The following is a 24396-nucleotide window of genomic DNA, read 5'->3' as shown; positions in this document are numbered from 1 at the left end:
CTCGAAGGTTGTTGCGCACACAGCACTGCCATGATGCGCGTATCTACGCGCGTTGGCCAGAAGGCCGTTGAAAACCGATCGATCCGGCCGGGGCCGAGCACGGCCAAGGGGCGGCCCGGACAGCTGTCGGGTGTGCGGTGACAGGTGACATCAGCGACGTGCGGCGTGCGGGTGTCGTGTTCGAGGAAGACCAGGGCGCACAGGCGTTGCAGGCCAGTGGTGTCGATGCTCGAGCAGTCGCAGGCGAGTGCGGCGGTGGCCTGCCCGGACAGGAACCCGCGCCAGGTCGGTCGGCCCGGCGCGGGGCCGGATCGATGCCCGCGGCCTGGAGGATCTCCCGGACCGTCGAGGCGGTGATCGGATCTCCGAGCCGGGCCGGTTCACCCTGGATCCGGCCATGACCCCATCGGCTGCTCTCCTGCGCGAGGCGCGGCACGAGCTTTTTGATGGCGGCGGTCGGAAGCGGCCGTCCGGGGCTGTGACGCCGCTGGAGATAGTCTCACCAACGGGCGACCGACGTGCGGTGCCATGCCGACAGTGTGCCCGGCGGGACGGGGGAAGACCTGCGTCCAGCGGCGGCGGGGGAGCAGCAAGAACAAGGCCGCGAGCCACAGCAGGTTCGCTGGTTCATACCGCACGGGTGCATGGAGTTGGCGTCGCAGCACCGCATTCTCGTGCCGCAGCACGAGCAGTTCGGCACACGACATGACACTGCGCCTCCCCGCGTGCCTGCGGACGGATACCGTCCGCCCTCTGGCGGACGCGCGTAGACATCCGGCATGATCTGCGTGCACCACCTGCACAGCCACCCCCCAAGGAAACCTGGCCCCCAGCAGGAAGGTTCGCCCATGAAGGCCGTGAAGGCTCTGAGGTTCCTGAGGATCCGCTCGGTCCTGATCGCTCTAGCCCTGGTCATCGCCCCCGGCGCCGCCGTCATCGGCACGGCGGGCGAGGCGTCCGCCGCCACGAAGATCAGCCATGCCACCGCGACCTCGATGTTCCGCCAGGTGGGCATCACCTGGTCGTCCTCCGGCAACTGCTCGAATCGCAACGTCTCGACATGCACGTCGTTCGAACAGCTCAACCTCGCCACCGCCCAGGGCGCCCAGACCCTCAAGCGGGCCAGCGGCTGCGCACTGAACGTCACCGGCGGCACCGAGACGGGCCACGCCTCCGGGACGTACTCGCACTGGAACGGCTACAAGCTCGACTACAGCAAGTACACGTGCCTCGGGAACTACATCAAGAACAACTTCGCCTACATCGGGGTACGCGGAGACGGCGCCCAGCAGTGGCGTTCCGGCTCCGGCAACATCTACGCCGAAGAGGGCAACCACTGGGACGTCACGTACTACAACTGCGGCGGCTGCTGAGCCGTACCCCGCACACCTCGCAGCCACCGTTCGACCCGTCGAGGGCGGGTCGAACGGTGGCCCGGACCCCACCGACCGTACGGCTCGTCTCCCGGCCGCCTCGCAGTCCCCGCCCGCCGAGCTCCGTCCCTGCCGGCAGGAGCCGGTCCGGCGCACCCATACCGTCTGCCTGCACAGGTGCGACCGTGTTATGGCTTGATCCGCCAGTATGAACCCCGACACCGACAGTGGTGTCCCGTCTGCTGCCGGAGAAGGCCGGTGACTCCGCTCCACAGACCGCACCGAGTCGACGCCCGCTCGCGCGGAGAGGACGGACCTCATCGAGGTGCCACTTGTCGCCGGGCGGGGACGTCGGCGACGCAGCGCGTCGGCACAGGCCTGCCCGGACCTGGCGCACCAGCGGCGGACCGTCTCGCAGGAGACGACGGCACCGCGTCCGGGCGTCAGGTCCTCGACCCCGCGGGACGACAGCGGGAAGCGGTGGTACAGCCGCACACCGGGGCAATGGCCTCGACCGGATACCGGTGCCCCTGTGAGCTTTTCGGCAGGCGCAGGGCAGCTCGGGACGGCTCAGCGCAGCACGTCCGCCCAGTTCGCGGGGACGCGGCCCGCCGGGCCGGGCGCCGGCTGGTCCGCCGGGTGGCTCACCGGCGGTGCGAGTTCGGGGCCGGTCTCGTACAGCTCGTTCGTGTCGTAGTTCCAGAACCAGCCCTCGCCCGGCTCGTAGCTGCGGATCACCGGGTGCCCGGTGGCCCGGTGGTGGGCTGTGGCGTGCTTGCCCGGGGAGTCGTCGCAGCAGCCGATGTGGCCGCACTGCGCGCAGCGCCGCAGATGGAACCACCAGCCGCCTGCGGCGTCGCACTCGACGCAGGCGGTGCCGCTGGGCGGGACGCGGGGGTCGATTCCGGTGTCGCTGGTCATGCCGGCTCCTGGGATGTCGTACGGTCCTCGGACGTGAGCGGCGGCCCGTCGGACGCGGCGGAGGAGAGTGCCGTTCCGTCGGGTTCGACGGCGGCCAGGGGCAGCAGTACCCGGAAACGGGTGTCGCCGGGCACCGACTCCACGCCGATGCTGCCGTGGTGCTTGTTGACGACGATCCGCCGGGAGATGTCCAGCCCCAGACCGGTGCCCCGGCCGACCGGTTTGGTGGTGAAGAACGGGTCGAAGATGCGGTCGCGGATCTCCGGCGGCACGCCGGGCCCGGTGTCCCGGAACTCGACGAGAAGCTGGTCGTCGTGGAGCGCGGTGCGCACGGTCAGCGTGCCGTCGCCGCCCGCGCCGTCCATCGCGCAGAGCGCGTTGTCGATCAAGTTGGTCCACACCTGGTTCAGTTCCGCCGGGTAGGCGGGGATCCGCGGCAGCGTACGGTCGTACTCCTTGGCGATCCTGATCCGCGGCCCGATCTTGCCGGACAGCATCAGCAGCGTGCTGTCGAGGAGTTCGTGCACGTCGGCGACCTGGTAGGGGGCGCGGTCCAGCTGGGAGTACTGCTTGGCGGCGTCCACCAGACGGGAGACCCGGGTGGTGGAGTCCGCGATCTCGTCCATGAGCAGCTCGGTCTCCACCGTGTAGTTGAGCCAGCCCACGGCGCCCGGCAGGATCTCCTGCCCGACGGACGCCGCGACCTGCTCCAGCCAGTCCACGTCGAGCCCCGCCTGTACGAAGGTCGGCGCGATCTGCCAGCCCTGCTCGAGGCCGTGGTCCTCCAGCCAGTCGGTGAGGGCGTCCTCACGGTCGGCCACCTCCAGCGGGGTGAGCACCGGTGCCTTGGCGACCCGCTCGGCGGTACGTTGCTGGATGTCGATGAGATTCGCCAACTGGTCCTTGGAGAAAGGGCTTCCGGCGATGAGGGCGAGCTTGTGCCGCATCCTGGCCACCCGCTCCCGAAGCGTCGCGGTGGCCCGGACGGCCGCCGCCGCCGGGTTGTTGAGCTCATGGGTGAGCCCGGCGGACAACGACCCGAGCGCCAGCAACCGCTCCCGCTGCCCTACGGCCGCCTGGGTGCTCTTCGACCCGAAGAACAGCCCCTCCAGCAGATGCACCGCCATCGGGAACCACTCGCGCATGATGTCCGCGAACGTCTCGGCGGGCAGCACGAAGAACCGCGTCGGCTCCGTGACGCGCATCGAGTTGTTGTAGACCTGCCGCAGCCGGTCCCCGAGGTACGCCTGCATGGCGCCCGAATAAACCCCGCGCTGCGAGGACCGGATGACCTCCACGTCGTCGCCACCGACCCGGCGGGAGAGCACCACCGTGCCCTCCAGCATCACGTAGAAGCAGGCGGCCGGCTCGCCCTCGGTGTAGACAGGGCCGGGGTCGAACCGCTCCATCCGCCCCTCGCGGCACAGTCGGCCCAGCTGTTCGCCCGACAGCTTCTCGAACAGGAACAGCGAGCCGATCTCCTGCGGGCTGCACGGCATCGGCCGGCCGCTCATGACTGCTCCAGATACCGGTGGACGAGCATCACGGCCATGGCTCCCTCTCCTACGGCGGACGCGACCCGCTTGGCGGACTCCGCACGCGCGTCACCCGCGACGAACACGCCGGGCACATTGGTCTCCAGGTGGTACGGAGGCCGGTCCAGCTCCCAGCCGGGAGGCGGACGTCCGTCGGGCGTGAGGTCGGGCCCGGCCAGGATGAACCCGCGCCCGTCCCTCAGCACCGTGCCGTCCAGCCAGTCGGTGAGCGGGGCCGCGCCGATGAACACGAACATCCACTGGGTGTCGACCAGCTCGCTCCGCCCGCTCGCCATGTCGCGCAGGGTCAGCTTCTCCAGGTGGCCGGAGCCGTGCGCGGCCTCCACCACGGTGCCCGTGCGCACCGAGATGTTGGGGGCCTCCTCGATCTGCTGGACCAGGTAGTACGACATCGACGCCGACAGGGAGGAGCCCCGCACCAGCAGGGTCACCGACTTGGCACCCCGTGCCAGGTACATCGCCGCCTGCCCCGCCGAGTTGGCGCCGCCCACGATGTAGACATCCTGGCCCCGGCAGGACGGCGCCTCGGTCAGGGCCGAACCGTAGAACACCCCGCAGCCGGTCAGGTCCCGCGCGCCGGCCGCGGGCAGCTGCCGGTAGGACACCCCGGTCGCCAGGAGCACGCTGTGTGCGGCGACCGCCGAGCCGTCCGAGAACCGTACGGTCCGGGCCGCGCCGCCCACCTCCAGGCCCGTCACCTCGCGCGCGGTGAGGATCTCGGCGCCGAACCTCGCCGCCTGCCGGCGGGCCCGGTCGGTCAGCTGGGCGCCGGAGACGCCGTCCGGGAAACCCAGGTAGTTCTCGATCCGGGAGCTCTGCCCGGCCTGCCCGCCGGTCGCCGAGCGCTCCACGAGCACCGTTCGCAGCCCCTCCGAGGCCCCGTACACGGCAGCGCCGAGCCCGGCCGGGCCGCCGCCCACCACGACGAGGTCGTAGAAGTCGGCCGCCGGTGTCGTCGCCAGCCCCACGTGGGCCGCGAGCTCCGGTGGCTCCGGCTCCAGCAGGGGCGTGCCGTCCGGGGTGACCACCAGTGGCAGCCGCTGCCCGTCCTGCCCGGCGGCGGCCAGCAGCCGCCTGCCCTCGGGCTCGTCGGAGGAGTACCAGCGGTAGGGCACCTGGTTGCGGGCCAGGAACTCCCGCACCTGGGACGACCGCGCCGACCAGCGGTGCCCGACCACCTTGGTGCTGGGCACCGGCCGGTAGTCACTGCTTCGCCAGGCCTGCAGCAGGTCGTCCAGGACCGGATAGAGCTTCTCTTCGGGCGGGTCCCAGGGCTTGAGGAGGTAGTGGTCCAGGTCGACGACGTTGATCGCGTCGATCGCCGCGCTGGTGTCCGCGTACGCGGTCAGCAGGACCCGCCGCGCGCCCGGGTACACGTCCAGTGCCTGTTCGAGGAACTCGATACCGTTCATCTGCGGCATGCGGTAGTCGGCCAGGATGACGGCGACGAGGTCGCCGCGCAGTTTCAGCTCGCGCAGCGCGTCCAGCGCGGACTCGCCGGACTCCGCGCGCACGATCCGGTACGAGGCGCCGTAGCGCCGTCGTAGGTCCCGGGCGACGGCGCGGGAGACCCCCGGGTCGTCGTCCACGGTCATGAGGACGGTCCGCGTCGGCTCCACGGCCTGTGCCATGCGTTCGCCACCCCGTGTGGTCGGACAGGCGGCCCGGTGCACCTTTGCGGCACCGCACCGGCTCCCGCCCATCGTACGTTCGAGTGTCCCGATGTGCCCGAGTGTGCGGAGGTCCGTCGTCCCGGCCGCCCGCTTCCGTGATCACCCGGTGGGGGAGGCCGGACCGAGGGCGGCTCACCGCACGGGGAGGCAGGCGGCGTGACGCGGCCGATCCCGGCAGGGGTGGACGGAGCGGAGGAGGGCCTCGCCCCGTCGGCGTGGGCAGGGCGGGAGGCCGGGCGCCGCGGGCTGCCGCTGCGCCCGGTGCACGCCTGGCGCTTCGAGGTGCGCGACGCCTTCGGCGCGGGCGACCGGGACGCCCGGCGGCAGCAGATGCGCGACGGCCTCGTGGAGGCCGCCCGGACCGTCGCCGAACGCCACCCCGGCCTGACGGTGACCACCGACGTGGTGGAGGGCGGCACCGTGCCGGCGCTGCTCGCCGCCGCGGCGGGGGCGTCCTCCAGCGAGTGCCGCTGATGCGCGAGGACTTGCCGACGGTGACGGTGTGGCGGGTGAACGCGGCGCGCAGCAGATCGGCCGAGGCGGCAGATCGGCCGAGGGGGTGAGGCGGGCGGCGACGGTGTGACCGTGCTTGCCGGGGCGAGTGTCCGAGTTCGGGTGTACCTGGAGCGGGGTTAAGGTCACGTAAGCCGCATTCCGGGCAATATCGTCGAGGGAAGGCTGGATCATGAGGTTCGCAGTCATCGGCGGAACCGGGCTGATCGGGTCACGGGTCGTGGAGAACCTGAACGCAGCCGGGCACCGAGCCGTACCGCACTCCCTGTCCACCGGCGTGGACATCATCACCGGCCAGGGACTGGAGGCGGCCGTGGCGGGCGCCGACGTCGTCATCAACCTGACGAATTCCCCGACCTTCGACGACGCCTCGCTCGCCTTCTTCCGGACTTCGATGAGCAATCTCCTTGCCGCGAGTGAGAAGGGCGGGGTCGGACACTTCGTCATCCTCTCGATCGTCGGCGCGGACCAAGTGCCCGATCTGGACTACTACCGGGCGAAGGTGCTCCAGGAAGACATCCTCAAGGCCGGGCCGATCCCGTATTCCATCGTCCGTGCCACGCAGTTCATGGAGTTCATGGACGCGGTCCTGGCCATGACCGCCGACGGCGCCACCGTCCGTCTGCCGCGCACGCCGATCCAGCCGATCGCCGCTGCGGACGTCTCCGGCATCGTCGCCGAGGTCGCCGCAGGCAGCCCTCTGAACGGCGTCCTCAACATCGCGGGTCCCGACGTCTACCCCCTCGACGAACTCGGCCGACTCACCCTGACCGCCAAGAGCGACGGGCGCGCTGTCGTCACCGACGACAGCGCCGGCATGTTCGCCGCCGCCCACGGCGACGTCCTCACCGCCCCGACCGACGCCCGCATCGCCCCCACCCACTACACCGACTGGCTCTCCTGAACGGGTCCCCTCCAACACTCGACTCGCTGCGCCGGCCCAGGGCGGTGCGCGCGTCGCTCCCGCTCTGATCACCTCAAAGAAGAGCAGACGCCGTGTCGCCCGACGAGTCGTCCGGCGGCGCCGGACGGCAGCCACGCTCCGATGCATGGAAAACGGCCGTCACAGTGCTCCAGAGGGCGAAGTCACCGCACATCCTCGAGGGCGCCACGGTCCTGATCGGCCACGTGGAGTTTCCTCCCGGTGACCCCGGCACCCCTCCCCGTCGTCGCCCCGGACCGGCCTTTGGGCACCTTCTCGAAGGAGAGACGCGCTTCGACCTCGAAGGCGATCCGGAACGCGTGTTCCAGGCAGGAGAGACCTGCTGGGAACCAGGCGTCGACGTCATCCACTGCCAGGGCGGAATCCGTCGTTCGCCGACTACCGGGGATCGGTCGCCCGCTGCAACCGTTGCCCACACCGATCGCCGATCCTGCCGAGACGAATCACCTCGGCATATGTCGGCACCGTCATGCCTCGCGCCTGATGCGTGACGGTGCGAGCGGAACAACCGTCGAGGACGGGACGGGCGGCACCCTGGAGGAAGAGAAGGCGTGAAGGCGGGGGAGGAGGCGTGATGCGAACCAGCGACGAGATCTATCACCGGGTCCGCTGGGACCCGCGGTTCGACCCGGCCCGGTTCGTGCTGGGGATCCGCCGGCGCGGGGACGGCCTCGAACGCGTCCCGCTGTCCTCCTTCGTGCCCGGGGGCGACATCCCGTGGCACCGGGTGGTGTTCATCGAGGCGGACGGCGAGCTGGTCTGGGACCGGGCCACGGGCGTGGACCGCATCGACACGTCGGGTGCCGGCCGGGTGCGGCGCCCGCGAGCGGACCCGGGCTTCGGCACGAGCCCCGGCAGGGGCGAGCCCGCCGATGTCCTCGATGTGCCGCCGACGGCCCGCACGGCGGTGGCCTGGATCCCGCCTGCGGAGCTGTGGCCGCCGATCCAGGACATCCGCCGGGATCACGATCCGCAGATCCACCGGTGGCCGCCGCACGTCAATGTGCTCTTCGGCTTCGTGCCGGAGTCCCACTTCGAGCGGGCCGCCCCGCTGCTCGCCGCGGCGACGGCCGACACGCCGGTCTTCACCGCCCGGCTGGACGGGGTGCGCACCTTCCGGCACAGGGCGTACTTCACCGTGTGGCTCGACCCGGCGGCAGCGGGAGGGGCTCCGTGGGCGGACCTGCACCGCCTGCTGCGGCAGCGGTTCCCGCGCTGTCGTGGGCCCGCCAGGAGTTTCACCCCCCATCTGTCCCTGGGCCGGACCCGGGACCCGCGGCGAGTCACCGCCGACTGCGCCACCCGGCTCGACACGATGACGGCGACGGTCTGGGAACTCGTCCTGCTTTCACGCAGCGGCGACGGACCGATGCGGCCACGGGCCACGGTCGCCCTGCGAACGGGCGAGGTCCGCCGGCTGCCCGGGCCCGGCCCCGAGGCGCCGGGCCCGGAGGACACGGCATGGCTCTCCCCGATCACCGACAGGTGACGCCAAGGCCGGGGGCAAAGCGCGCCACGAGCCCCCTGCCCGGGTGGAGACGGCGGGGCAAAGGACCGGGGAAGCCATCCGCGCATGGGCGGGTCCGAGCGTCAGGGGCAGCCCCGCTCGGCTGTCTCCTCGTCCGCGCGGGCCGGCCCGGGCGGCGTCCCGTCGCCGAACGGCCGGCCGCCCAGCTCCTCGCGGTGATGAGGGGCCGACCAGCCGGACAGATCGGGGCCGAGGGGCACGATGCCGGTCGGGTTGATGCCGGTGTGCACCTGGTAGTAGTGCCGCTTGATGTGGTCGAAGTCGACGGTGTCGCCGAAGCCGGGCGTCTGATAGAGATCGCGGACGTACGCCCACAGCACCCGGTTCTCCGTCAGCTTCCAGCGGTTGCACTTGAAGTGGCCGTGATAGACGGCATCGAACCGCACCAGCGTGGTGAACAGCCGGATGTCCGCCTCCGTGATCGTGTCGCCGACGAGGTACCGCTGCCCCGCCAGCCGCCGCGCCAGCAGCTCCAGCCGCCGGAACACGCCCGCGCACGCCACCTCGTACTCCTGCTGCCCGGTGGCGAAGCCCGCCCGGTACACCCCGTTGTTCACATCGTCGAAGACCTCCGCCATCACCGCGTCGATCTCGTCGCGCCGCTTCTCGGGGTACAGGTCGGGTGCGCCTGCGCGGTGCAGGGCCGTCCACTCGGTGGCGAAGTCGAGAGTGATCTGCTGGTAGTCGTTGGTGACCAGCCGCCCGCCGGCCACCTCCACGATCGCGGGGACACTCACTCCGCCCGGGTAGTCCGTCTCCCGCCGGTCGTACGCCTCGCTCAGATACCGGATGCCGAGCACCGGATCACGGCCACCCGGGTCCAGGGTGAAGCGCCAGCTGCGGTCGTCCTGGACCGGGTCGGCGACGGCCAGGGACAGCGCGTCCTCCAGACCGAGCAGCCGCCGGGACACCAGCGCCCGGCTCGCCCACGGGCAGGCCCGGCTGACGACGAGCCGGTAGCGCCCGGCCTCCACCGGCCATCCGTCCCTGCCGTCCGCGGTGATCCGGTCCGAGAAGTGGGCCCTCGACCGCTTGAACGCCTTCCGGCCGTAGGCGCTGTTGCCGCCGTCCCCCTCGTCGTGGCTCATGCTGTCCTCCTCCTGGTCGCTTCGAAACCCTGTGACCGCGTTCCCCGTTTTCGGCGGTCGGCACGGTGCGACCGGGGCCGGCCGTGGCAGCCGGCCGGGGTGGGTACACGATCGGATCGCAGGACCCGGGGCACCGTCCTGGGCGCGCTCGCAGACCTGGTCGGGCCGGGTCCACGTCGCCCTCTTCCCGGATGCGTACTCGCGTCGGATCGTGGGCCGACAGTCCGCCGTCCACATGCGCACCGACCTGCCGCTGGACGCGCTGGAGACGGCCCTGTGGCGACAGAAGCCAAGAAGGACGTCGGCCTCGTTCATCCAGGTCGAGCGGGCCGTTCTCCAGTGGGTCGCGTGGTACGGCGGTGAACGACTCCACTCCGCCATGGGCTACGTCCCACCCGGCGAGTACGAGCAGGCGTACCGGGCGAGCCTGGAGGCAGCCCCGCGGACCGCTTGATCACACGATCGCGGACCCTGCGAAATTCTGGACAGCTCACTCTTCCGCCGCTCGGCGCGGGTGGATCCGATGCGGCGGATGGGGCTCCCCGGTGACAGGATCGGTGTTATGAACACCGAGACGGACTGGGTGTACCGGGTGTTCGAGCCGCACGGATCCGAGGGCTGGCGCCCCTACGGCAGTGACCCCGAACGGTGGCAGGGCGCGATCACCGCCCCCGACTCGACCGAGGGCGCCAAGTACGCCATCGGCCGCATCCTCGGCGATCTGATGACCGAGTGGGAGAGGATCGGCCTCCATCACGCGATGCACGTGCGGGTCTTCCTCTGGCACGACGAGGCGGGCGACATGGAGGAGGCGGACTTCATCGTGGAGGTCCGGCCCCGGTCGGACATCGATATGGCCTGATCCCCGGCGCATGAGGCTCCTCACGGTGGCAGGCTCCCACAAGTACGAGCGGTACTACAACGAGCAACGAGCAACGAGCGACGAGCGACGAGCGACGAGCACCGCACCCACCGCTCACTCCACGCCGCCGCACCACTGCGTCCCCTCCCCGAACCGATCACTGCCCCCATGCGGATCACCCGCCTCGACATCCGCCGCCACGACCGCCTCGGCGGAGTGATCCACGAGTACCGGCACACAGCCTGACCGGTGCGGACGGGACATTCGGCACCTGCACACGTACGCGGTCCGGATGATGACGCCCCGAGGGTCGAGCGCTGTGACCGGCCTGGAGCCCTGCGCCATTAGCATCGGCTCATGCCGACCGAGCGGATGGAAGCGTTCAGCGATGGGGTCATCGCCATCCTGATCACGGTCATGGTGCTCGAGTTGCCCACACCGCACGGCACCACTTGGGCGGCCCTGCACGACGCGCTCCCGGTGCTGCTGACCTACGTGCTCAGCTTCGTCTACCTCGGCATCTACTGGAACAACCACCACCACATGCTGCAGGCGACCGATCGGGTGAACGGGCTGATCCTGTGGGCGAACCTGCACCTGTTGTTCTGGCTCTCCCTGATCCCCTTCACCACGGCCTGGATGGGCCAGAACCACTTCGCCGCCGTCCCCACGGCCGCGTACGGCATCGACCTGCTCGCCGCCGCCCTGGCCTACTACGCACTGCAGAAGACGATCACCCGGGACCAGGGTGCGGAGTCCCTGCTCGCCACCGCCGTGGGCAGGGACTTCAAGGGGAAGGTCTCGCCGCTGCTGTATGCGAGCGGCATCGGCCTGTCCTTCCTGAACGACTGGCTCGCGGTGGCGATCTATGCCGGCGTCGCGCTGATGTGGCTGGTCCCCGACCGGAGGCTCGAGCGGACCATCGCCCACAGACCGACCCCGGGCCCGGGCGAGTCCGCTCCCTGACCCCGTCGCTCCGCGAAGGGGCCTGCCGGTCGGGGGGACCAAGGCACGCGCCCGGCGCCCGCGACACCGCCACCACCACAAGCAGCAGGACCGCGCGCACTGTCCGAAGCGAGGCGTTGCCCGCCAAGCAGCCACGGGACGTCACGATCAGGCACTCGAACACCTCGAGGAACGAACGCCCTTCCGGAACGCCCGTGACAAGGGATCAGATGGATCCAGTGCTCGGCGGGAAAGCCGTAGAGCGCCGGTAGCTCGTCCTCGACGTCGGTGATCTTCTTGACGGTCTTGGTGGCGTGTCCTTTGCCCTCGGCGTTGTGGATGTCCTGGAGGCGGTGCGGTCGGCCCGCCACTGCGTGGTGAGCCGGGTGACGGTGGCCGGGGAGAGGCCGGCTGTCGAGCCGGGGAACTGCTCCAGGGAGGGCGGGGAGTCGCCGGACGAGAGCCGTGCAGACAGAGCAGGGGCAACACCTCGCTGCTCTTCGGGGACTTCCGCGACCAGGGCGGCTGGGGGTGCCTACCGACCGAAGGCTGGGGGAGAACGCCGAGGAGAACCGCTTTCGTTCGCCGGTGGCTTCGGCGACGCGCTTGCCGTTCACGCGCGGGGCCCCGACCGGGACCGTCCCGGCCGCAGTCGTCACCTTCCGCGAATGGTGGTAGCCGTTGCGCACGACCCGGCGGCGCCCGCTGTCGTCCCGCTGGCGGCCAACTCGGCTGTACAGGCGTTGACCTCGGCCTCCAGGACGGCGGTCGGCACCGTCCGGGCGCCGTCCCGGACGATCTCACCGATCAGGGAGCCGCTCGACGTGGTGTCGTCGGCGGTGACCACGCTGAGCACAGCGTGCCTTTCCGGCCGGTGCTACGAACCCCGGCCCACTCGGTGACTTCCGATCGGTCGCTCGGGAAGGTACGCCCTTCGCGCGCCGACCCGAGCCCGATCCACAGATCTTGAGCATCGCTCGCCACGACCGCGCACCCTCGGATGCTGCCGGCCCGTCGAGGGGCGCAACCGGTTGTGACCGTCCGTTCGACGAACGCACGCGCGGGAAAACCGGCCGACGGCAGCAGGAGGCCACCGCCCTCGTCGAAACGGTTGTCGCCGTGTACACCCCGGGCGACGATGTTCCCATTCCCAGCGCATCGCCCTGCGGGAGGCCGTGTTGACCGATCCCTGGGTAGCCCTGGAGCCGGGGGCCGACCCTGCCGAGCGCCTACGCGTGCTGCACCGGGCTCACGAGACCTTCACCGAGGCCGGCACGGTACCGCGTCCGGTGCGCGGCGTGGTCGCCGACTCGTGGCGGCGCTCGGCACGCGCCGGGGTCCACCCGGACGGTACCGCCGACGTCGAACTGACGGACGGCGACCTCGGGGCCTTCCGCGCCGAGCACCCGCTGGCGCATGTGATGCCGCTGTTCCGGGAGCTGATGGGCACGTTCGCCTCCGACGGCCGTCATCTGCTGGCGGTGTGCGACGCGCACGGCAGACTGCTGTGGGTCGAGGGGCACGCGTCGACGCTGCGGCAGGCGGGGCGGATGAACTTCGTGCCCGGCGCGCGATGGGCGGAGAGCGCCGTCGGGACGAACGCGCCGGGTACGGCGGTCGCCGTGGGCCGTCCGGTCCAGGTGTTCGCGGCCGAGCACTTCGTGCGGCGCGTACAGCCGTGGACGTGCGCGGCGGCCCCCGTGCACGATCCGCGCACGGGGCGTCTGCTCGGTGCCGTGGACATCACCGGTGGGGACGGTCTCGCGCATCCGCACAGCCTGGGCTTCGTACAGGCCGTGGCACGCGCGGCGGAATCCCAGCTGGCGCTGCTCGCCCCGAGGCGCCCGGACAGCGGTGGGCCCGAACTGGCGACGCTGGGCCGTGACCGGGCCGTGCTGACGGCAGGTGGCCGCAGTGTCCGGCTCAGCCGCCGGCACAGCGAGATCCTCGTCCTTCTGGCCCGGCGCCCCGACGGCCTGACCGGCGACGAACTGCTGTGCGCCCTGTACGAGGACGAGTCGGTGACACCGGTGACGCTGCGCGCGGAGCTCGCCCGGCTGCGTCAGGTGCTCGGCCCGGGACTGCTCGAGTCGCGCCCCTACCGGCTCACGGCACCCCTGGAGTCGGACATCGCCGCCGTCGAACGTCGGCTGGCGGCCGGCGCGGTCACCACCGCCCTGGCCGCCTACGCGGGCCCACTGCTGCCCGCTTCCCAGGCACCGGCGGTCGTACGGCTCAGGCGCCGCCTCGCCGACGGCCTGCGCGCGGCACTGATCGCCCGCTCGGACGCCGACCTGCTGGCCGACTGGGCCCACGCGCCGTGGGGCGAAGAGGACCTGGACGTATGGCGGGCACTGGTCACGGTCCGGCCGACGGCATCGAACCGGGCCCATCTGGCCTCACTCGAATCGGAGTTGGCGGCTCCGGACGGCTGGGCCCGCTTCGAGGGCCGGTAGCGCCGCTGCCCCACCGCAACGTGGATGCAACGTCCGCGTCCTTACGCTCCGGCGCAGAGCTGCCCGACGGCGGGCAGCCCTGCTGAAGGAGGCCAGTTCCGCATGACCCGTTACGCGGCGCCCGGAAGCGAGGGCGCGATCGTCTCCTACCAGCCCCGCTACGACCACTTCATCGGCGGGGAGTACGTACCTCCGGTCAAAGGGCAGTACTTCGAGAACCCGAGTCCGGTGAACGGGCAGCCGTTCACCGAGGTGGCGCGCGGTACGGCGGAGGACGTCGAGGCGGCACTCGACGCGGCCCACGCGGCCGCGCCCGGCTGGGGGCGCAGGCCGGCGGCCGAGCGGTCCGACATCCTGCTGAAGATCGCCGACCGCATGGAGGCCGACCTGGAGTCACTCGCGGTCGCCGAGAGCTGGGAGAACGGCAAGCCCGTACGGGAGACCCTGGCGGCCGACATCCCGCTGGCCATCGACCACTTCCGCTACTTCGCCGGCGCGGTGCGCACCCAGGAGGGCTCGCTCAGCGAGATCGACGACGACACGGTCGCGTACCACTTCCACGAGCCGCTGGGCGTCGTCGCCCAGATCATCCCGTGGAACTTCCCCATCCTGATGGCGACGTGGAAGCTCGCGCCCGCCCTCGCCGCGGGCAACGCGGTCGTCCTCAAGCCCGCCGAACAGACGCCCGTCTCCATCCACTACTGGCTGAGCCTCGTCTCCGACCTGCTGCCGCCGGGCGTGCTGAACATCGTCAACGGCTTCGGCCCGGAAGCCGGCAAGCCGCTCGCCTCGAGTCCGCGGGTGGCGAAGGTCGCCTTCACCGGCGAGACGTCCACGGGACGGCTGATCATGCAGTACGCGGCCGAGAACCTGAAGCCGGTCACGCTGGAGCTGGGCGGCAAGTCGCCGAACATCTTCTTCGACGACGTGTGGGAGAAGGACGACGAGCTGCGCGACAAGGCCCTCGAAGGGTTCACCATGTTCGCGCTGAACCAGGGCGAGGTGTGCACCTGCCCCTCCCGCGGGCTGATCCAACGAGGCAACTATCCCGACTTCCTGGCCGCGGCCGTCGCCCGCACCGAGCTGATCAGGCCCGGGCACCCGCTCGACACCGACACGATGATCGGCGCGCAGGCGTCCAGCGAGCAGCTGGCCAAGATCCTGTCCTACATCGACATCGGCCGACAGGAGGGTGCCAAGATCCTCACGGGCGGCGAACGTGCCGACCACGACGGTGACCTGAAGGGCGGTTACTACGTCCGGCCGACCATCTTCGAGGGCGACAACCGGATGCGTGTCTTCCAGGAGGAGATCTTCGGCCCCGTCGTCTCGGTGGCCTCTTTCGACGACTTCGACGACGCGATCAAGATCGCCAACGACACGTCGTACGGTCTCGGCGCGGGCGTGTGGACCCGCGACGTCAACACGGCCTACCGCGCCGGCCGCGCCATCCAGGCGGGTCGTGTCTGGACGAACTGCTACCACGCCTACCCCGCGCACGCGGCGTTCGGCGGTTACAAGCAGTCCGGGATCGGCCGGGAGACGCACAAGATGATGCTGGACCAGTACCAGCAGACGAAGAACCTCCTCGTGTCGTACTCGCCGAAGAAGCTCGGCTTCTTCTAACCGCGGCAGAAGGGCGCCTGAGCTCGGCTGAAGCACGGCAGGCGCCCTTCTCGACGCGTCAGGGAATCATCGGCAGCCGGGGCGGGCGGCACGGGGGCTCCGGCCGGCCTGCACCCGCTTGCGTGCCCGAAGTGCCGTGGGCAGCCGCTCCCACACGCCGTCCTTCTGGCCGGCACCACCAGGAGCGATGAGCCGTCTACCACGGCGGTGAGCCATGCGGCAAGGGTCTCCGGGTGGTGGCGTGGCCCTCCGACGGCGGGGCGGGCTGCGTGCGGTGCGTCAGGAGGTGGCACCGGTCAGGGCGAGGAATTCGCTGCGGGAGCGTGCGTCGGACCGGAGCAGGCCGAGCAGGGTGGAAGTCATGGTGGTGGAGCCGGTGGCCTGGACGCCGCGCAGGGTCATGCAGGAGTGCTCGGCTTCGATCACCACGCCGACCCCTTTGGGTTCCAGGTGGGTCTGCAGCCAGTCGGCGACCTGCTTGGTCAGGCGTTCTTGGACCTGCGGGCGACAGGCGAAGTACTCGACGACACGAGCCAGCTTGGACAGCCCCAGGATGCGGGCCCCGGGCAGGTAGCCGACGTGGGCGGTACCGACGAACGGCAGCAGATGGTGCTCGCACACCGACCGGACGGGTATGCGGCGCGCCAGGACGAGCTCGTCATAGCCCTCGTCGTTGGCGAAGGTGGTCAGGTCGAAGGGGCGCGGGCTGAACAGCTCGCCATACGCGCGGGCCATCCGGCCCGGCGTTCCGCGCAGACTCTCGGATGCGGTGGAGATGCCCAGGGCGTTGAGGAACTGGCAGGCCGCTTCTTCGGCGGCGGCCAGGTCGACACCTCCGGGCTCGTGGACGACCCGCAGGGCGGGCCGTGCCGGTGCCGTGTCTTCCTCGTCGTGCAGGGCTGTCCGGGCGGTGACGTGAGGCGGGTGCTCGGTCATCTCAGGTGCCTCCGATGCCGAGGGCGGTGAGCAGAACCAGGACGAGGGCGGTGCGAAAGGCCGGAGTCCGGCCGGGGATCGTGAACAGGCCGAGGAATCCGACCGTCGCTGCCAACAGGGCACCGATCGGCACCGTGACCAGGATCGGGTGGAACGGGTGGCCGTACGGACCGGCGAGCGAAGCGCTGACCGGACGCTTCGCCTGAAACTGTGCCTCATCGGTCATCGCAGCCTCCTTTAATTCCACCAATAAAGTTTGGTCTTATTGGGGAGGGGCGTCAAGATAGGCAGGACAAAGGGTTATGAGAACACTTGCGCCCACGCAGATGGGCGTTACCGTGGTCTTGTGGCTTCCGATCAGACAGCACAGACCGATGCGGCCGTCAGTGCCATCGACTCCGTCAGCGTCCTGCGCGAGGACTCACGGCGGCGCATGTTCACCTTCGTCCGCCGTGCGGGCCGCGCCGTCACCCGCGACGAGGCCGCCGTCAGCGTCGGCGTGTCCCGCAAGCTCGCCGCCTTCCACCTCGACAAGCTCGTCGACGCCGGCCTGCTGCGCGCCCGGTACGAGACGCCCGGCGGGATCCGCAAGGTCGGCAGGCGGCCGAAGGTGTACGAGCCCACCGATGCCCAGATCACCGTGAGCATCCCCGACCGGCGCCACGAACTCCTGGCGGACCTTCTCCTGGACGCCGTCCTGACCGAGGAGGCCGACGAAAATGCCGCGCAGGCGGCGATGCGGACCGCCGAACAGCGCGGCCGGCAGATGGGTGAAGCCGCACGGGAGGAAATCCGTCCAGGGCGCTTGGGCCCCGAGCGGGGGCTGACCGCCTGTGAGCGACTGCTGGACGGGTACGGCTACGAGCCCGTCCGGGAAGGCCCGACCCGGCTCCGGCTGCGCAACTGCCCGTTCCATCCGCTGGCCGCGAAGGCCCCCGACCTGGTGTGCGGCATGAACCAGGCCTTCCTCAGCGGCTACCTCACCGGCCTGCAGGTCAACGGGGTCCAGGCCGTCCTGGCCCCCGAGCCCGGCGAATGCTGCGTGCGACTGGGCCCGAACGACACCGATCGCGATGACCAGGTGCTCCAGGACCGCTGACGCGACGCCGACCACCTGCCCCCGCGGGCCGCCGCCCAGCACGACGCTGCCCCCGACGGAGGGGGCGCTCCACGATGCTGCGCGGAGCGCACGTCACCGGTCGCTCGGCCTCCGGCCGAGCTGGGGAAAACGCCCGTTCTGGCGTTCAACCGGAGCATTGCCATGTTGACCAAGCGCGTCTTGAATCCTCCTGTCCTTTCCACGAAACCGGTGGCGCATCGCACCACCGCGCCCATGATGACCGCCGCCGACTTCGGCCTGCTGCTCATCAGGCTGACCTTCGGCCTGCTGATGGCCGCACACGGGGCTCAGAAAATCTTCGGACTCTTCGGGGGCCAGGGCCTGACGGCGACCGGCAAGGGGTTCGCGGCCCTGGGCTACCACCCGGGAGGGCTCTTCGCCGTGATCGGGGGCATGTCCGAGTTGCTCGGTGGCCTCGGTCTGGCCCTCGGCCTGCTGACGCCGCTGGCGGCTGCCGCCCTGATCGGCGTCATGATCAATGCGATGGCCACGGTCACCGGCGCCCACGGCCTGTGGGAGACGGACGGCGGCGTGGAATACAGCGTCTGTATCGCTGTCGTCGCCCTGGCCGTCGCTGCCAACGGTCCGGGCCGGCTGGCTGCCGACCGCCCGTTCCGCTGGGGCAAGGGCGGCTGGAAAGAGGCAGCTTTCGCCCTCGGCCTGGGCGGCGTCGCCGCCGCGATCATGCTCGCCCTGTAGGCGCGAAGCGCCCACCCGCGGCTCTCGCTGCGCGCCGTCGAGGGCCGGGCGCCTTGCGGCGGGTACTGGACCAGCCTGGTCGCGTGCGGTGTGCGACGCCGTCGCCGCCGGGCCGCTCATTCCCTGCTGGAGGGCCCGGCAGGGCGCAGGTGGACCACCGCCAGGTTTGACATCCGGGACTTGAGACAGCGGCCCTCACATCCGCGGAATTCGGGTGCGCAGCCGGTCGATCTCAGCGAGCACGCGGTCCACATGCGGACGCACCTGCGCCTGCAACGCATCGCTCCAGCTCTCTTTGGAGTAGGGGCAGTTGAGATAGAGACGCCTGGCGTGGTCGAGGGGGGCGCGGTGCTCGGGCGGGAGCCGGGCGAGGGCCCAGTCGGCAGCGGCGTCCTTCGACTTGATCCGGCCAGTGGCGAGCGTGGTCCAGATGCGGGCGAAGGTCAGCAGGACGTTGCGGGTGTCGCTGTCCAGGTCGTCGAGCAGGCCGGGGACACCCGCCAGGCTCGCCCGGACCAGGTCGGCCCGCGGGACCGGGTCGAGGACCTGTGCCGGGCGCGGGCCGGCGAGGGGGTGGTCGCCGGCCCGCGCCATGGTGATCAGCAGGGCCAGATCGGACATCGGCTCCGGCCGGGGGACCTCCCCGGCCTCGTACTCGGCACGCAGCCACTCGCCGTAGAGGAAGTCGCAGGTCGGCGGGTACCGCCACGGCCGCACCTCGGACTGGACGACCACGGTGACCTCGACCGGGCGGGCCTTGCTCCGGGAGCCGGAGATCCGGAGCAGCCCACCGAGGAGTGTCCGTCGGTCCTGCTCGTCCATTCGCCGCCGGGAGACGACCAGCACGTCCACGTCGCTGGCCGGCCTGAGGCCGCCGAGCACGGAGGAGCCGTGGAGGTAGGTGCCGATGACGTCTCGGCCCAGCACACCGCCGACCAGCCCCACGATCTCCTGAACCTGATGCACCGCATCAGCGTCTCCCGTCGTCCGGCGGACTGCACGGCATTATCTGATGTCGTCCGTTCAGGGCGATGCGGGGATGTCCAGGGCGAGGCCGGTTCCGGGGACACGCGGGCGTTCAGGCGGCCCCACACCGGCACGATCGGCGCCTTGAGGAACTGGTGGGTGCCGTCGATCAGCGCGACGAAGTCGCGTTCGCCCGTACTGCGGCGCTTGCCCCTGCCCTGAAGACCCTGTTCGCCGAGATCGCCCGGTCGTTGGCGACGGAGCCGGAGCCGGGCGCCTTCCACCGTCGGTGGCGAGTGATGGCCATCGACGGCACGGTCTTCGACGTACCGGACAGCGAGGAGAACGCCGCGCACTTCGGGCATCCCCGGACGCACCGCACCGAACGGTGTGCGTTCCCGCAGGTCCGGGTGGTGGCGCCGGCCGGGTGCGGCACCCGTGCCATCACCTCCGCCCTCAACGGTCCTGGCTTTGCACTCCGGCGTGAACGAGCGGCGAGGAAGCGGCTTCCTCTTCCCCATGTTCTCCACGGGGGACATCACCCTTCCGGGGCCGGAGCCCCTGGTCCGGGACGTCCGTCAAAGCGGATCAAGCCCATGCGGATGCTGTGCGGACACGACGAGCACACAACTGCGAGGGGGCCCGTGTGCAGGGCCGTGTGTCCGGGCCGGAAGCCGCCGTTCGGACCACCTGAGGGGGCCCCTTCAGGTGATGGCCGGACGCCTCATGAGCCAGGCGGTTGCCGTAGGGGTAGGAGGTCTCAGCAGAGGACGAACCCAGAACCCCGCGAGGAGTTTGGCGATGTACGCAGCAGTCCGGCGGTACGAAGGGGTGACCGATCCGGCCGAGGCGGGACGCCTCGTGAACGAGGGCTTCGTGCCGCTCATGCGCCAGGTCTCCGGCTTCGTGGCCTACTACTGGGTCGATGCCGGGGACGGAGTGATGGTCTCGACCAGTGTCTTCCAGGACCGGGCCGGTGCCGAGGAATCGAGCTCGAGGGCGGCGGACTTCGTGCGGGACAACCTTGCGTCCCTGCTCCCCAACCCTCCCCAGGTCACGGCCGGAGAGGTGCTGGCTTCCGCGTAGCAGCGTCCGGACCGGCCTTCCGGGTTCCCCGTGACGGGGAGTGAGGAGCGGATGTGACGGGGAGGGCGGGGCCCGTCCCGGCGTTCGGTTTCGACGGTGTTCCTCCTGCGGGTGCGCCGCAGTCTGTCCGGCGGTCGTGAGCCGCACGGTCGTGGTGAACGGGAGACCTGTCGGCCGAGGCCGTGGTACGGCGGCTTGTCGCTGTCACCCCGGCGGGGATGTCCTCAGGGCTGACGCTCGTTCGGCGTATCTGCGCAGGTGACCTCGTCACGTGGGGTGTAGTGCGTGCGGAACGGTTCCCGCCTCACTTCCCGGCCGTCGTCGTGGAAGACCCGCTCCACGGTGACGTCGAAGCCCTCGAGCGGGGTCTGCGGCACGCACTTCTCAGCGGTGCTCACCTTCTTCGCCGGCGGCTGCACGTTGGTGCGCGGCCCCTTGACCGACGTGATCTCGTCGTACTTCTTCGTGCCGAGGAAGGTGATGGTCACCGAGGTGTCTGTGGACTCGGCCTGGATGTAGAGGGCCTTGCCGGAGTCGTTGGCGAACCTCAGGTCGAGGCTGCCCCAGGCGACCGTCGCCTCACGGCCCTCGGGGTAGCGCTCGATGTAGAAGGAGTGGGCGCCGTACTCGACGGGCTTGACCCCGGCGAAGAACATCGCGTTGAAGACGGTCGTGGCCACGGCGGAGACACCGCCGCCGGACGCCTTGATGTACTGGTCGTCGAAGATCATGATGCCGTCGACGAACCCGTTGGCCCGGGTGCGCTCGCCGACGGTCCGGTTGAAGCTCCAGGTCTCGTCCGGCATGACGACGGAGCCGTTGATGAGTTCCACGGCCCGGCCGATGTTCGTCGTGCGGTAGGCGGCCGGCTCGAAGGCGACGGTGAAGGAGGACATCTTCTCCGTCAGCCCCAGACGTGCCGCGTTCTCGCGGGTGACCTCCGGCTGGATCTGCTGTGTGGCCACCTCACCGGTGCGGGCGGCGCCCGACTCGGTGAGCAGGGGCAGGACGGCCTTGCTCAGGGCCTTGTCGGTGACCTTCACACCGGGTCTGGCGTCGGCGGCCACCACGACCTTCTCGCCCTCGAGCCCCAGCCGGGCGTTCCGGGGCGTGGTGGGGAGGCCGTTCAGGGCACCGGCCACCGCGGGGGCGGCGCGCAGACCCTTGCTGTCGAGCTTCGGGGTGAGCCTGCCGGTGTCGTCCGGCCGCATCGTCAGGTACTCACTCAGCACGGCCGGGGTGATCGTGAACCGTTTGCCGTCCGCGGTGAGCGTGACCGGTGCCGACATCGCCGGCTGCGCGAACTCGCGCACGGCCCGCCGTACCTCTTCCGCCGTGACCTTCGGCCTGGTCTCGCGTGCGGGCAGCACCGTGACCGAGTCCGCCGCGCCGCGCAGGAAGGGGGTGCGCAGGGCACCGGTCGCGGCGTCCACGTCCAGCGCGTACCCGATGCGCGGGGTGACCTGCTCGACACGTCCGTCGGCGAAGGAGACGGCGCCGTCTCGGGCCTTCTGGTCGAGCGTCTTCGCCAGCTTCCCGAGGGTGGCACGGGCCTTGTCCTCGTCGATCCGCACGACCGGTTCGATGTCACCGCCCGAGCGGAACAGTCCGCCGATCACGCTGACCGGATCGGCGCCGGTGGACACCGCCCGGTCAAGGGTCTCCCGGATGTCGAAGGTGAGTCCCGCCTGCCGCGGGTCGATCGTGCCCCTGCGGTCGCCGACCTGCACTGCCAGCGTCCGCGGGCCGGCCGCCGCCAGGTGCTGCTCCAGCTTCCGGGCGGCTTCCTCACGGGTCAGGCCCCCGATGTCCAGACCGCGCACCGTCGTACCCGCCTCGATCTCACCGCCGGTGAGCAGCAGCCCGGCGAGGTACAGGCCGCCGATGCCGACGGTCAGCGCACCGCCCGCCAGGGCGACGGGCGGGAACGAGGCTTTTCGAAGGACGGAGGGTATTCGGGGGTGCATGGGTCTCCTGAGCGATCGATGTAGCGTACACCCGATGTCTCGTCGCTGTGTGCGAGAGCAGTCGGCCAAGCTACGGACAACCGGGCGCCAAGGGTATGTCCCGGGTCGCACCGGGCGCCCCCGCTCAGCGGTCTGAGTGACGAGCGCAACGGCGTCCGGCATGCTCGGCGCCCGGCTCCTCTCCACGGGCGGGCGGCCACTTCGGGCCGTCCCTGCCTCAGTCCTTCAGCGCCTCGACTTCGACATCGATGACTTCGCCGAAGCCGAAGCCGAAGCCCGGCTGCTGCCCCGGGGCGCCCACGTCCGGAACCCCAGCCGGACCCGACTGCTTCCTGGTCCTCACGGACCCCGCGGGCCGTCCCTTCCGCTGGCGGGCCCGCGGAAGCCTCCGGAAGGGTCGGACGACCCAGGCCGGAATCCTCGCCCTTTCAGGGCGGGGAGCACGTCAAAGCAGTCCTGCCAACGGCAGGACTCGCTCGGTGAGTTGTCCGCGCAGCCTTCCTCCGGCGGTGTCGGCTTCGGCGAGCCAGTCGGCGGCGATCAGCAGTTCGACGTGCCCGGTGATTTCCTCGGGCCGCAGGGCGCAGAACGCGGCGGCCTCGTCCAGTTCCAGTCCGTCGTCCTCAGCGTGTCCGAGGCGGCCGTCGGGGCGGGTGTGGGCGGCGCTGTACAGGGCGAGGAGCCGGGTGGCGGCGCCCAGTTTCTTCTTGCGGATCTTCCGGTCGCCCACGGCTTTCTGGGCCCAACCGGAGATCTTCGAGCGGGTGGTCTTGCCGAAGACGAACGGGCGGGGCTGTTCGGGCAGCAGCGTGGGGACGGTGACCGCGGTGGGGCCCTCGGGCCGGGAGGCCAGCGCCTCGGTGACGGTACCGGGCAGGCGCAGCCAGTCGGCGGCGACCAGCTGTTCCAGCACTCGCTCGGCATCGCCCTGCAACCAGGCGGTGAGGTCTTGTCCGGTGATGTTCCCGCTGCCGGCGCGCGCGGCCCGCAGGGTGAGCAGGAGCACCGCGAGATGCACCTCGGCCTCGGGGTACGGGGCGTGGTCCTGGACGTAGCCCAGCACGGTACGGGCGTGCACTGCCTGTTGCCGGGTCAGCAGCCGTTCCACCACCGGGCCGTTCCCGCTCGCCGTGCCGATGGGCCCGCCGACCCGGTTCTCGTGCATCTCGAGGGTGGTCTGCGCCGCCTTGCGGGCCCGGTGCGCCTCATGACGCAGGGTTCCGTCGCCGGTGACATCGGCCCATAGGGCGAACGCACGAGCCTTGCGCTCGTGGAGTTCGGCAAGGACGACGAGGTCGGGCTCGGCGCGCTGCTGATAGGCGCGGAACGCATCCCCGAGTTCGATGAGTTCCACCCGCAGTGCGTCGGGCTGAAGGTCGTGCGGCACGGTCCGCTGCGCGATCTTCCCCCACCGCTTCGCCCGCCGGGGCGCTTCCCCCGGTGAGGCGGTGCGGGCGCCGGGCGTCACGGCGGGTCCGGCGGCCGGGGAAGAAGCGTCGGCAGAAGCAGAAGCAGAAGCAGAAGCAGAAATAGAAACAGGGGCAGAAGGGGGCAGAGGGGAGGGGGCGTGGTCGGAGAACACCGCCGCCACATTCCCGCCCGTCGGCTCCCGGCCCGTCTCCGGCTTTCCCGCCGCTTCCCGTACCGCCCCGATCGGGGCCGGGGCGGGGCGTGGCGCCGGGGCGGTGTCCAGAATGCGGCAGTCGGGAATGGCGGCCGCGCAGCGCACGCACGTTTCCGCGATGCGCCACAGCCGCCCGGCACGGTTCGCGTGCACCATCAGGACCACCGGGCCCCCGCAGCGCACCGTCCCCTCCACCGGTCGCGCCCCGTCACGCCTGCCGGTGAGGACGTCGGAGGTGTGCCACGCACAGTCGGCGGCGCGGCAGCCGCACCATGCCTCGCCGCGCGGCCCGCCGTCCGCCCGGATGCGGGCCAGATGCATGTTGACGTGTTCGACCGCGGCCTTGCGTCCTGCGGGAGTGCTGGAGAAGTGCTGGTCGGCACAGGCCGGGCGGGAGCAGGAGAGCCGGACCGTGCCGGCGGAGGGGCGGCCGTGGGGGTCCAGGCGCACCGCCCACACCCTCCCCGTGACGCGCTCCTGCTGCGTACCGGCTTCCACCGTCATGTGCGTACTC

At 70.9% G+C, this 24396-nt stretch carries 21 protein-coding genes and 4 pseudogenes; 12 read left to right on the top strand and 13 right to left on the bottom strand.

The features are described 5' to 3' along the window. The first annotated feature begins 848 nt into the window (after positions 1-848). On the top strand, positions 849-1373 hold the full coding sequence (locus AB0I73_RS31405; RefSeq protein ID WP_363043050.1) for a hypothetical protein: 525 nt from the start codon (positions 849-851) through the stop codon (positions 1371-1373). 313 nt (positions 1374-1686) lie between these two features. On the opposite strand, the pseudogene AB0I73_RS31400 reads toward AB0I73_RS31405, so the two are convergent. The 4 genes and pseudogenes from AB0I73_RS31400 to AB0I73_RS31385 form a co-directional block, all read right to left on the bottom strand. Then, a pseudogene (locus AB0I73_RS31400) lies at positions 1687-1868 on the bottom strand (IS6 family transposase); the annotation flags it as partial. Positions 1869-1943: 75 nt separating this feature from the next. Next, entirely contained in the window at positions 1944-2294 is a 351-nt protein-coding gene (locus AB0I73_RS31395) for a UBP-type zinc finger domain-containing protein (protein WP_363043048.1), read from the bottom strand. Then, complete coding sequence (locus AB0I73_RS31390) at positions 2291-3808, bottom strand: ATP-binding protein (protein ID WP_363043046.1); 1518 nt, start codon at positions 3806-3808, stop codon at positions 2291-2293. The genes AB0I73_RS31395 and AB0I73_RS31390 overlap by 4 nt, the downstream gene beginning before the upstream one ends. Continuing rightward, positions 3805-5481, bottom strand: coding sequence for an FAD-dependent oxidoreductase (locus tag AB0I73_RS31385; RefSeq protein WP_363043044.1), 1677 nt, complete (start codon positions 5479-5481; stop codon positions 3805-3807). The genes AB0I73_RS31390 and AB0I73_RS31385 overlap by 4 nt, the downstream gene beginning before the upstream one ends. A 198-nt stretch (positions 5482-5679) precedes the next feature. Between AB0I73_RS31385 and AB0I73_RS31380 the strand changes: the two are divergent. Then, positions 5680-5976, top strand: a pseudogene (locus AB0I73_RS31380) (universal stress protein); the annotation flags it as partial. A 232-nt stretch (positions 5977-6208) separates the two neighbouring features. Further along, positions 6209-6940 (top strand): SDR family oxidoreductase, encoded by a 732-nt coding sequence (locus tag AB0I73_RS31375; RefSeq protein WP_363043042.1) that lies wholly within the window; start codon positions 6209-6211, stop codon positions 6938-6940. Between the two features lie 182 nt (positions 6941-7122). Here the strand turns inward: AB0I73_RS31375 and AB0I73_RS31370 are convergent, their stop codons facing one another. Then, positions 7123-7329 carry a hypothetical protein gene (locus AB0I73_RS31370; RefSeq protein WP_363043040.1) on the bottom strand — a complete coding sequence of 69 codons (207 nt, stop codon included), beginning with the start codon at positions 7327-7329 and terminating at the stop codon, positions 7123-7125. Positions 7330-7553: 224 nt separating this feature from the next. Between AB0I73_RS31370 and AB0I73_RS31365 the strand changes: the two are divergent. Continuing rightward, positions 7554-8393: pseudogene (locus AB0I73_RS31365) on the top strand (RNA repair domain-containing protein); the annotation flags it as partial. Positions 8394-8569: 176 nt separating this feature from the next. Here AB0I73_RS31365 and AB0I73_RS31360 read toward each other — a convergent pair. Continuing rightward, positions 8570-9595, bottom strand: a complete 1026-nt coding sequence (locus tag AB0I73_RS31360) for a glutathione S-transferase C-terminal domain-containing protein (protein WP_363043038.1) — start codon at positions 9593-9595, stop codon at positions 8570-8572. A gap of 211 nt (positions 9596-9806) precedes the next feature. On the opposite strand from AB0I73_RS31360, the gene AB0I73_RS31355 reads away from it, so the two are divergent. From AB0I73_RS31355 to AB0I73_RS31345, 3 genes are all read left to right on the top strand, one after another. Next, a complete protein-coding gene (locus AB0I73_RS31355) occupies positions 9807-10049 on the top strand; it encodes a hypothetical protein (protein ID WP_363043037.1) in 243 nt (80 codons plus the stop codon). Between the two features lie 108 nt (positions 10050-10157). Then, the gene (locus tag AB0I73_RS31350; protein WP_363043035.1) at positions 10158-10457 is read left to right on the top strand and encodes a hypothetical protein; all 300 of its coding nucleotides are present in this window, start codon (positions 10158-10160) and stop codon (positions 10455-10457) included. 357 nt (positions 10458-10814) lie between these two features. Continuing rightward, positions 10815-11423: a TMEM175 family protein gene (locus AB0I73_RS31345; RefSeq protein ID WP_363043033.1), complete on the top strand. Its 609-nt coding sequence runs from the start codon at positions 10815-10817 to the stop codon at positions 11421-11423. Positions 11424-11760: 337 nt separating this feature from the next. On the opposite strand, the pseudogene AB0I73_RS31340 reads toward AB0I73_RS31345, so the two are convergent. Next, a pseudogene (locus tag AB0I73_RS31340) lies at positions 11761-12258 on the bottom strand (transposase); the annotation flags it as partial. Positions 12259-12580: 322 nt separating this feature from the next. On the opposite strand from AB0I73_RS31340, the gene AB0I73_RS31335 reads away from it, so the two are divergent. Further along, positions 12581-13858, top strand: coding sequence for a GAF domain-containing protein (locus AB0I73_RS31335; RefSeq protein ID WP_363043031.1), 1278 nt, complete (start codon positions 12581-12583; stop codon positions 13856-13858). 102 nt (positions 13859-13960) lie between these two features. Continuing rightward, the gene (locus tag AB0I73_RS31330; RefSeq protein WP_363043028.1) at positions 13961-15484 is read left to right on the top strand and encodes an aldehyde dehydrogenase family protein; all 1524 of its coding nucleotides are present in this window, start codon (positions 13961-13963) and stop codon (positions 15482-15484) included. A gap of 279 nt (positions 15485-15763) precedes the next feature. On the opposite strand, the gene folE is transcribed toward AB0I73_RS31330, so the two are convergent. Together folE and AB0I73_RS31320 are read right to left on the bottom strand one after the other, a co-directional pair. Next, positions 15764-16420, bottom strand: coding sequence for a GTP cyclohydrolase I FolE (gene folE / locus AB0I73_RS31325; RefSeq protein ID WP_363043026.1), 657 nt, complete (start codon positions 16418-16420; stop codon positions 15764-15766). 1 nt (position 16421) lies between these two features. Continuing rightward, positions 16422-16646, bottom strand: a complete 225-nt coding sequence (locus tag AB0I73_RS31320; protein ID WP_363043024.1) for a hypothetical protein — start codon at positions 16644-16646, stop codon at positions 16422-16424. A 120-nt stretch (positions 16647-16766) separates the two neighbouring features. On the opposite strand from AB0I73_RS31320, the gene AB0I73_RS31315 reads away from it, so the two are divergent. Further along, positions 16767-17519 carry a transcriptional regulator gene (locus AB0I73_RS31315; RefSeq protein ID WP_363043022.1) on the top strand — a complete coding sequence of 251 codons (753 nt, stop codon included), beginning with the start codon at positions 16767-16769 and terminating at the stop codon, positions 17517-17519. A 234-nt stretch (positions 17520-17753) separates the two neighbouring features. After that, positions 17754-18239: a DoxX family membrane protein gene (locus AB0I73_RS31310; RefSeq protein ID WP_363043058.1), complete on the top strand. Its 486-nt coding sequence runs from the start codon at positions 17754-17756 to the stop codon at positions 18237-18239. A 195-nt stretch (positions 18240-18434) separates the two neighbouring features. Here AB0I73_RS31310 and AB0I73_RS31305 read toward each other — a convergent pair whose 3' ends face one another. Then, complete coding sequence (locus AB0I73_RS31305) at positions 18435-19205, bottom strand: aminoglycoside adenylyltransferase family protein (RefSeq protein ID WP_363043020.1); 771 nt, start codon at positions 19203-19205, stop codon at positions 18435-18437. Between the two features lie 801 nt (positions 19206-20006). On the opposite strand from AB0I73_RS31305, the gene AB0I73_RS31300 reads away from it, so the two are divergent. Continuing rightward, the gene (locus AB0I73_RS31300) at positions 20007-20291 is read left to right on the top strand and encodes a hypothetical protein (protein WP_363043018.1); all 285 of its coding nucleotides are present in this window, start codon (positions 20007-20009) and stop codon (positions 20289-20291) included. A gap of 224 nt (positions 20292-20515) precedes the next feature. Here AB0I73_RS31300 and AB0I73_RS31295 read toward each other — a convergent pair whose 3' ends face one another. The 3 genes from AB0I73_RS31295 to AB0I73_RS31285 form a co-directional block, all read right to left on the bottom strand. After that, positions 20516-22258: a VanW family protein gene (locus tag AB0I73_RS31295; RefSeq protein ID WP_363043016.1), complete on the bottom strand. Its 1743-nt coding sequence runs from the start codon at positions 22256-22258 to the stop codon at positions 20516-20518. Positions 22259-22475: 217 nt separating this feature from the next. After that, positions 22476-22601 carry a hypothetical protein gene (locus AB0I73_RS31290; RefSeq protein WP_363043014.1) on the bottom strand — a complete coding sequence of 42 codons (126 nt, stop codon included), beginning with the start codon at positions 22599-22601 and terminating at the stop codon, positions 22476-22478. 102 nt (positions 22602-22703) lie between these two features. Next, complete coding sequence (locus tag AB0I73_RS31285) at positions 22704-24386, bottom strand: hypothetical protein (RefSeq protein ID WP_363043012.1); 1683 nt, start codon at positions 24384-24386, stop codon at positions 22704-22706. Positions 24387-24396 lie beyond the last annotated feature (10 nt).

Source organism: Streptomyces sp. NPDC050388 (assembly GCF_040655635.1).
Lineage (GTDB): Bacteria > Actinomycetota > Actinomycetes > Streptomycetales > Streptomycetaceae > Streptomyces.
The sequence above is the reverse complement of the archived record's forward strand: the minus strand, read 5'-3'. Positions and strand labels throughout refer to the sequence as shown.

Coding starts and splice junctions, on each gene's coding strand:
- AB0I73_RS31330 (WP_363043028.1), top strand. CDS start 13,961: ATGACCCGTTACGCGGCGCCCGGAAGCGAGGGCGCGATCGTCTCCTAC.
- AB0I73_RS31310 (WP_363043058.1), top strand. CDS start 17,754: ATGATGACCGCCGCCGACTTCGGCCTGCTGCTCATCAGGCTGACCTTC.
- AB0I73_RS31375 (WP_363043042.1), top strand. CDS start 6,209: ATGAGGTTCGCAGTCATCGGCGGAACCGGGCTGATCGGGTCACGGGTC.
- AB0I73_RS31350 (WP_363043035.1), top strand. CDS start 10,158: ATGAACACCGAGACGGACTGGGTGTACCGGGTGTTCGAGCCGCACGGA.
- AB0I73_RS31360 (WP_363043038.1), bottom strand. CDS start 9,595: ATGAGCCACGACGAGGGGGACGGCGGCAACAGCGCCTACGGCCGGAAG.
- AB0I73_RS31390 (WP_363043046.1), bottom strand. CDS start 3,808: ATGAGCGGCCGGCCGATGCCGTGCAGCCCGCAGGAGATCGGCTCGCTG.
- AB0I73_RS31385 (WP_363043044.1), bottom strand. CDS start 5,481: ATGGCACAGGCCGTGGAGCCGACGCGGACCGTCCTCATGACCGTGGAC.
- AB0I73_RS31395 (WP_363043048.1), bottom strand. CDS start 2,294: ATGACCAGCGACACCGGAATCGACCCCCGCGTCCCGCCCAGCGGCACC.
- AB0I73_RS31300 (WP_363043018.1), top strand. CDS start 20,007: ATGTACGCAGCAGTCCGGCGGTACGAAGGGGTGACCGATCCGGCCGAG.
- AB0I73_RS31320 (WP_363043024.1), bottom strand. CDS start 16,646: ATGACCGATGAGGCACAGTTTCAGGCGAAGCGTCCGGTCAGCGCTTCG.
- AB0I73_RS31345 (WP_363043033.1), top strand. CDS start 10,815: ATGCCGACCGAGCGGATGGAAGCGTTCAGCGATGGGGTCATCGCCATC.
- AB0I73_RS31405 (WP_363043050.1), top strand. CDS start 849: ATGAAGGCCGTGAAGGCTCTGAGGTTCCTGAGGATCCGCTCGGTCCTG.
- AB0I73_RS31295 (WP_363043016.1), bottom strand. CDS start 22,258: ATGCACCCCCGAATACCCTCCGTCCTTCGAAAAGCCTCGTTCCCGCCC.
- AB0I73_RS31285 (WP_363043012.1), bottom strand. CDS start 24,386: ATGACGGTGGAAGCCGGTACGCAGCAGGAGCGCGTCACGGGGAGGGTG.
- folE (WP_363043026.1), bottom strand. CDS start 16,420: ATGACCGAGCACCCGCCTCACGTCACCGCCCGGACAGCCCTGCACGAC.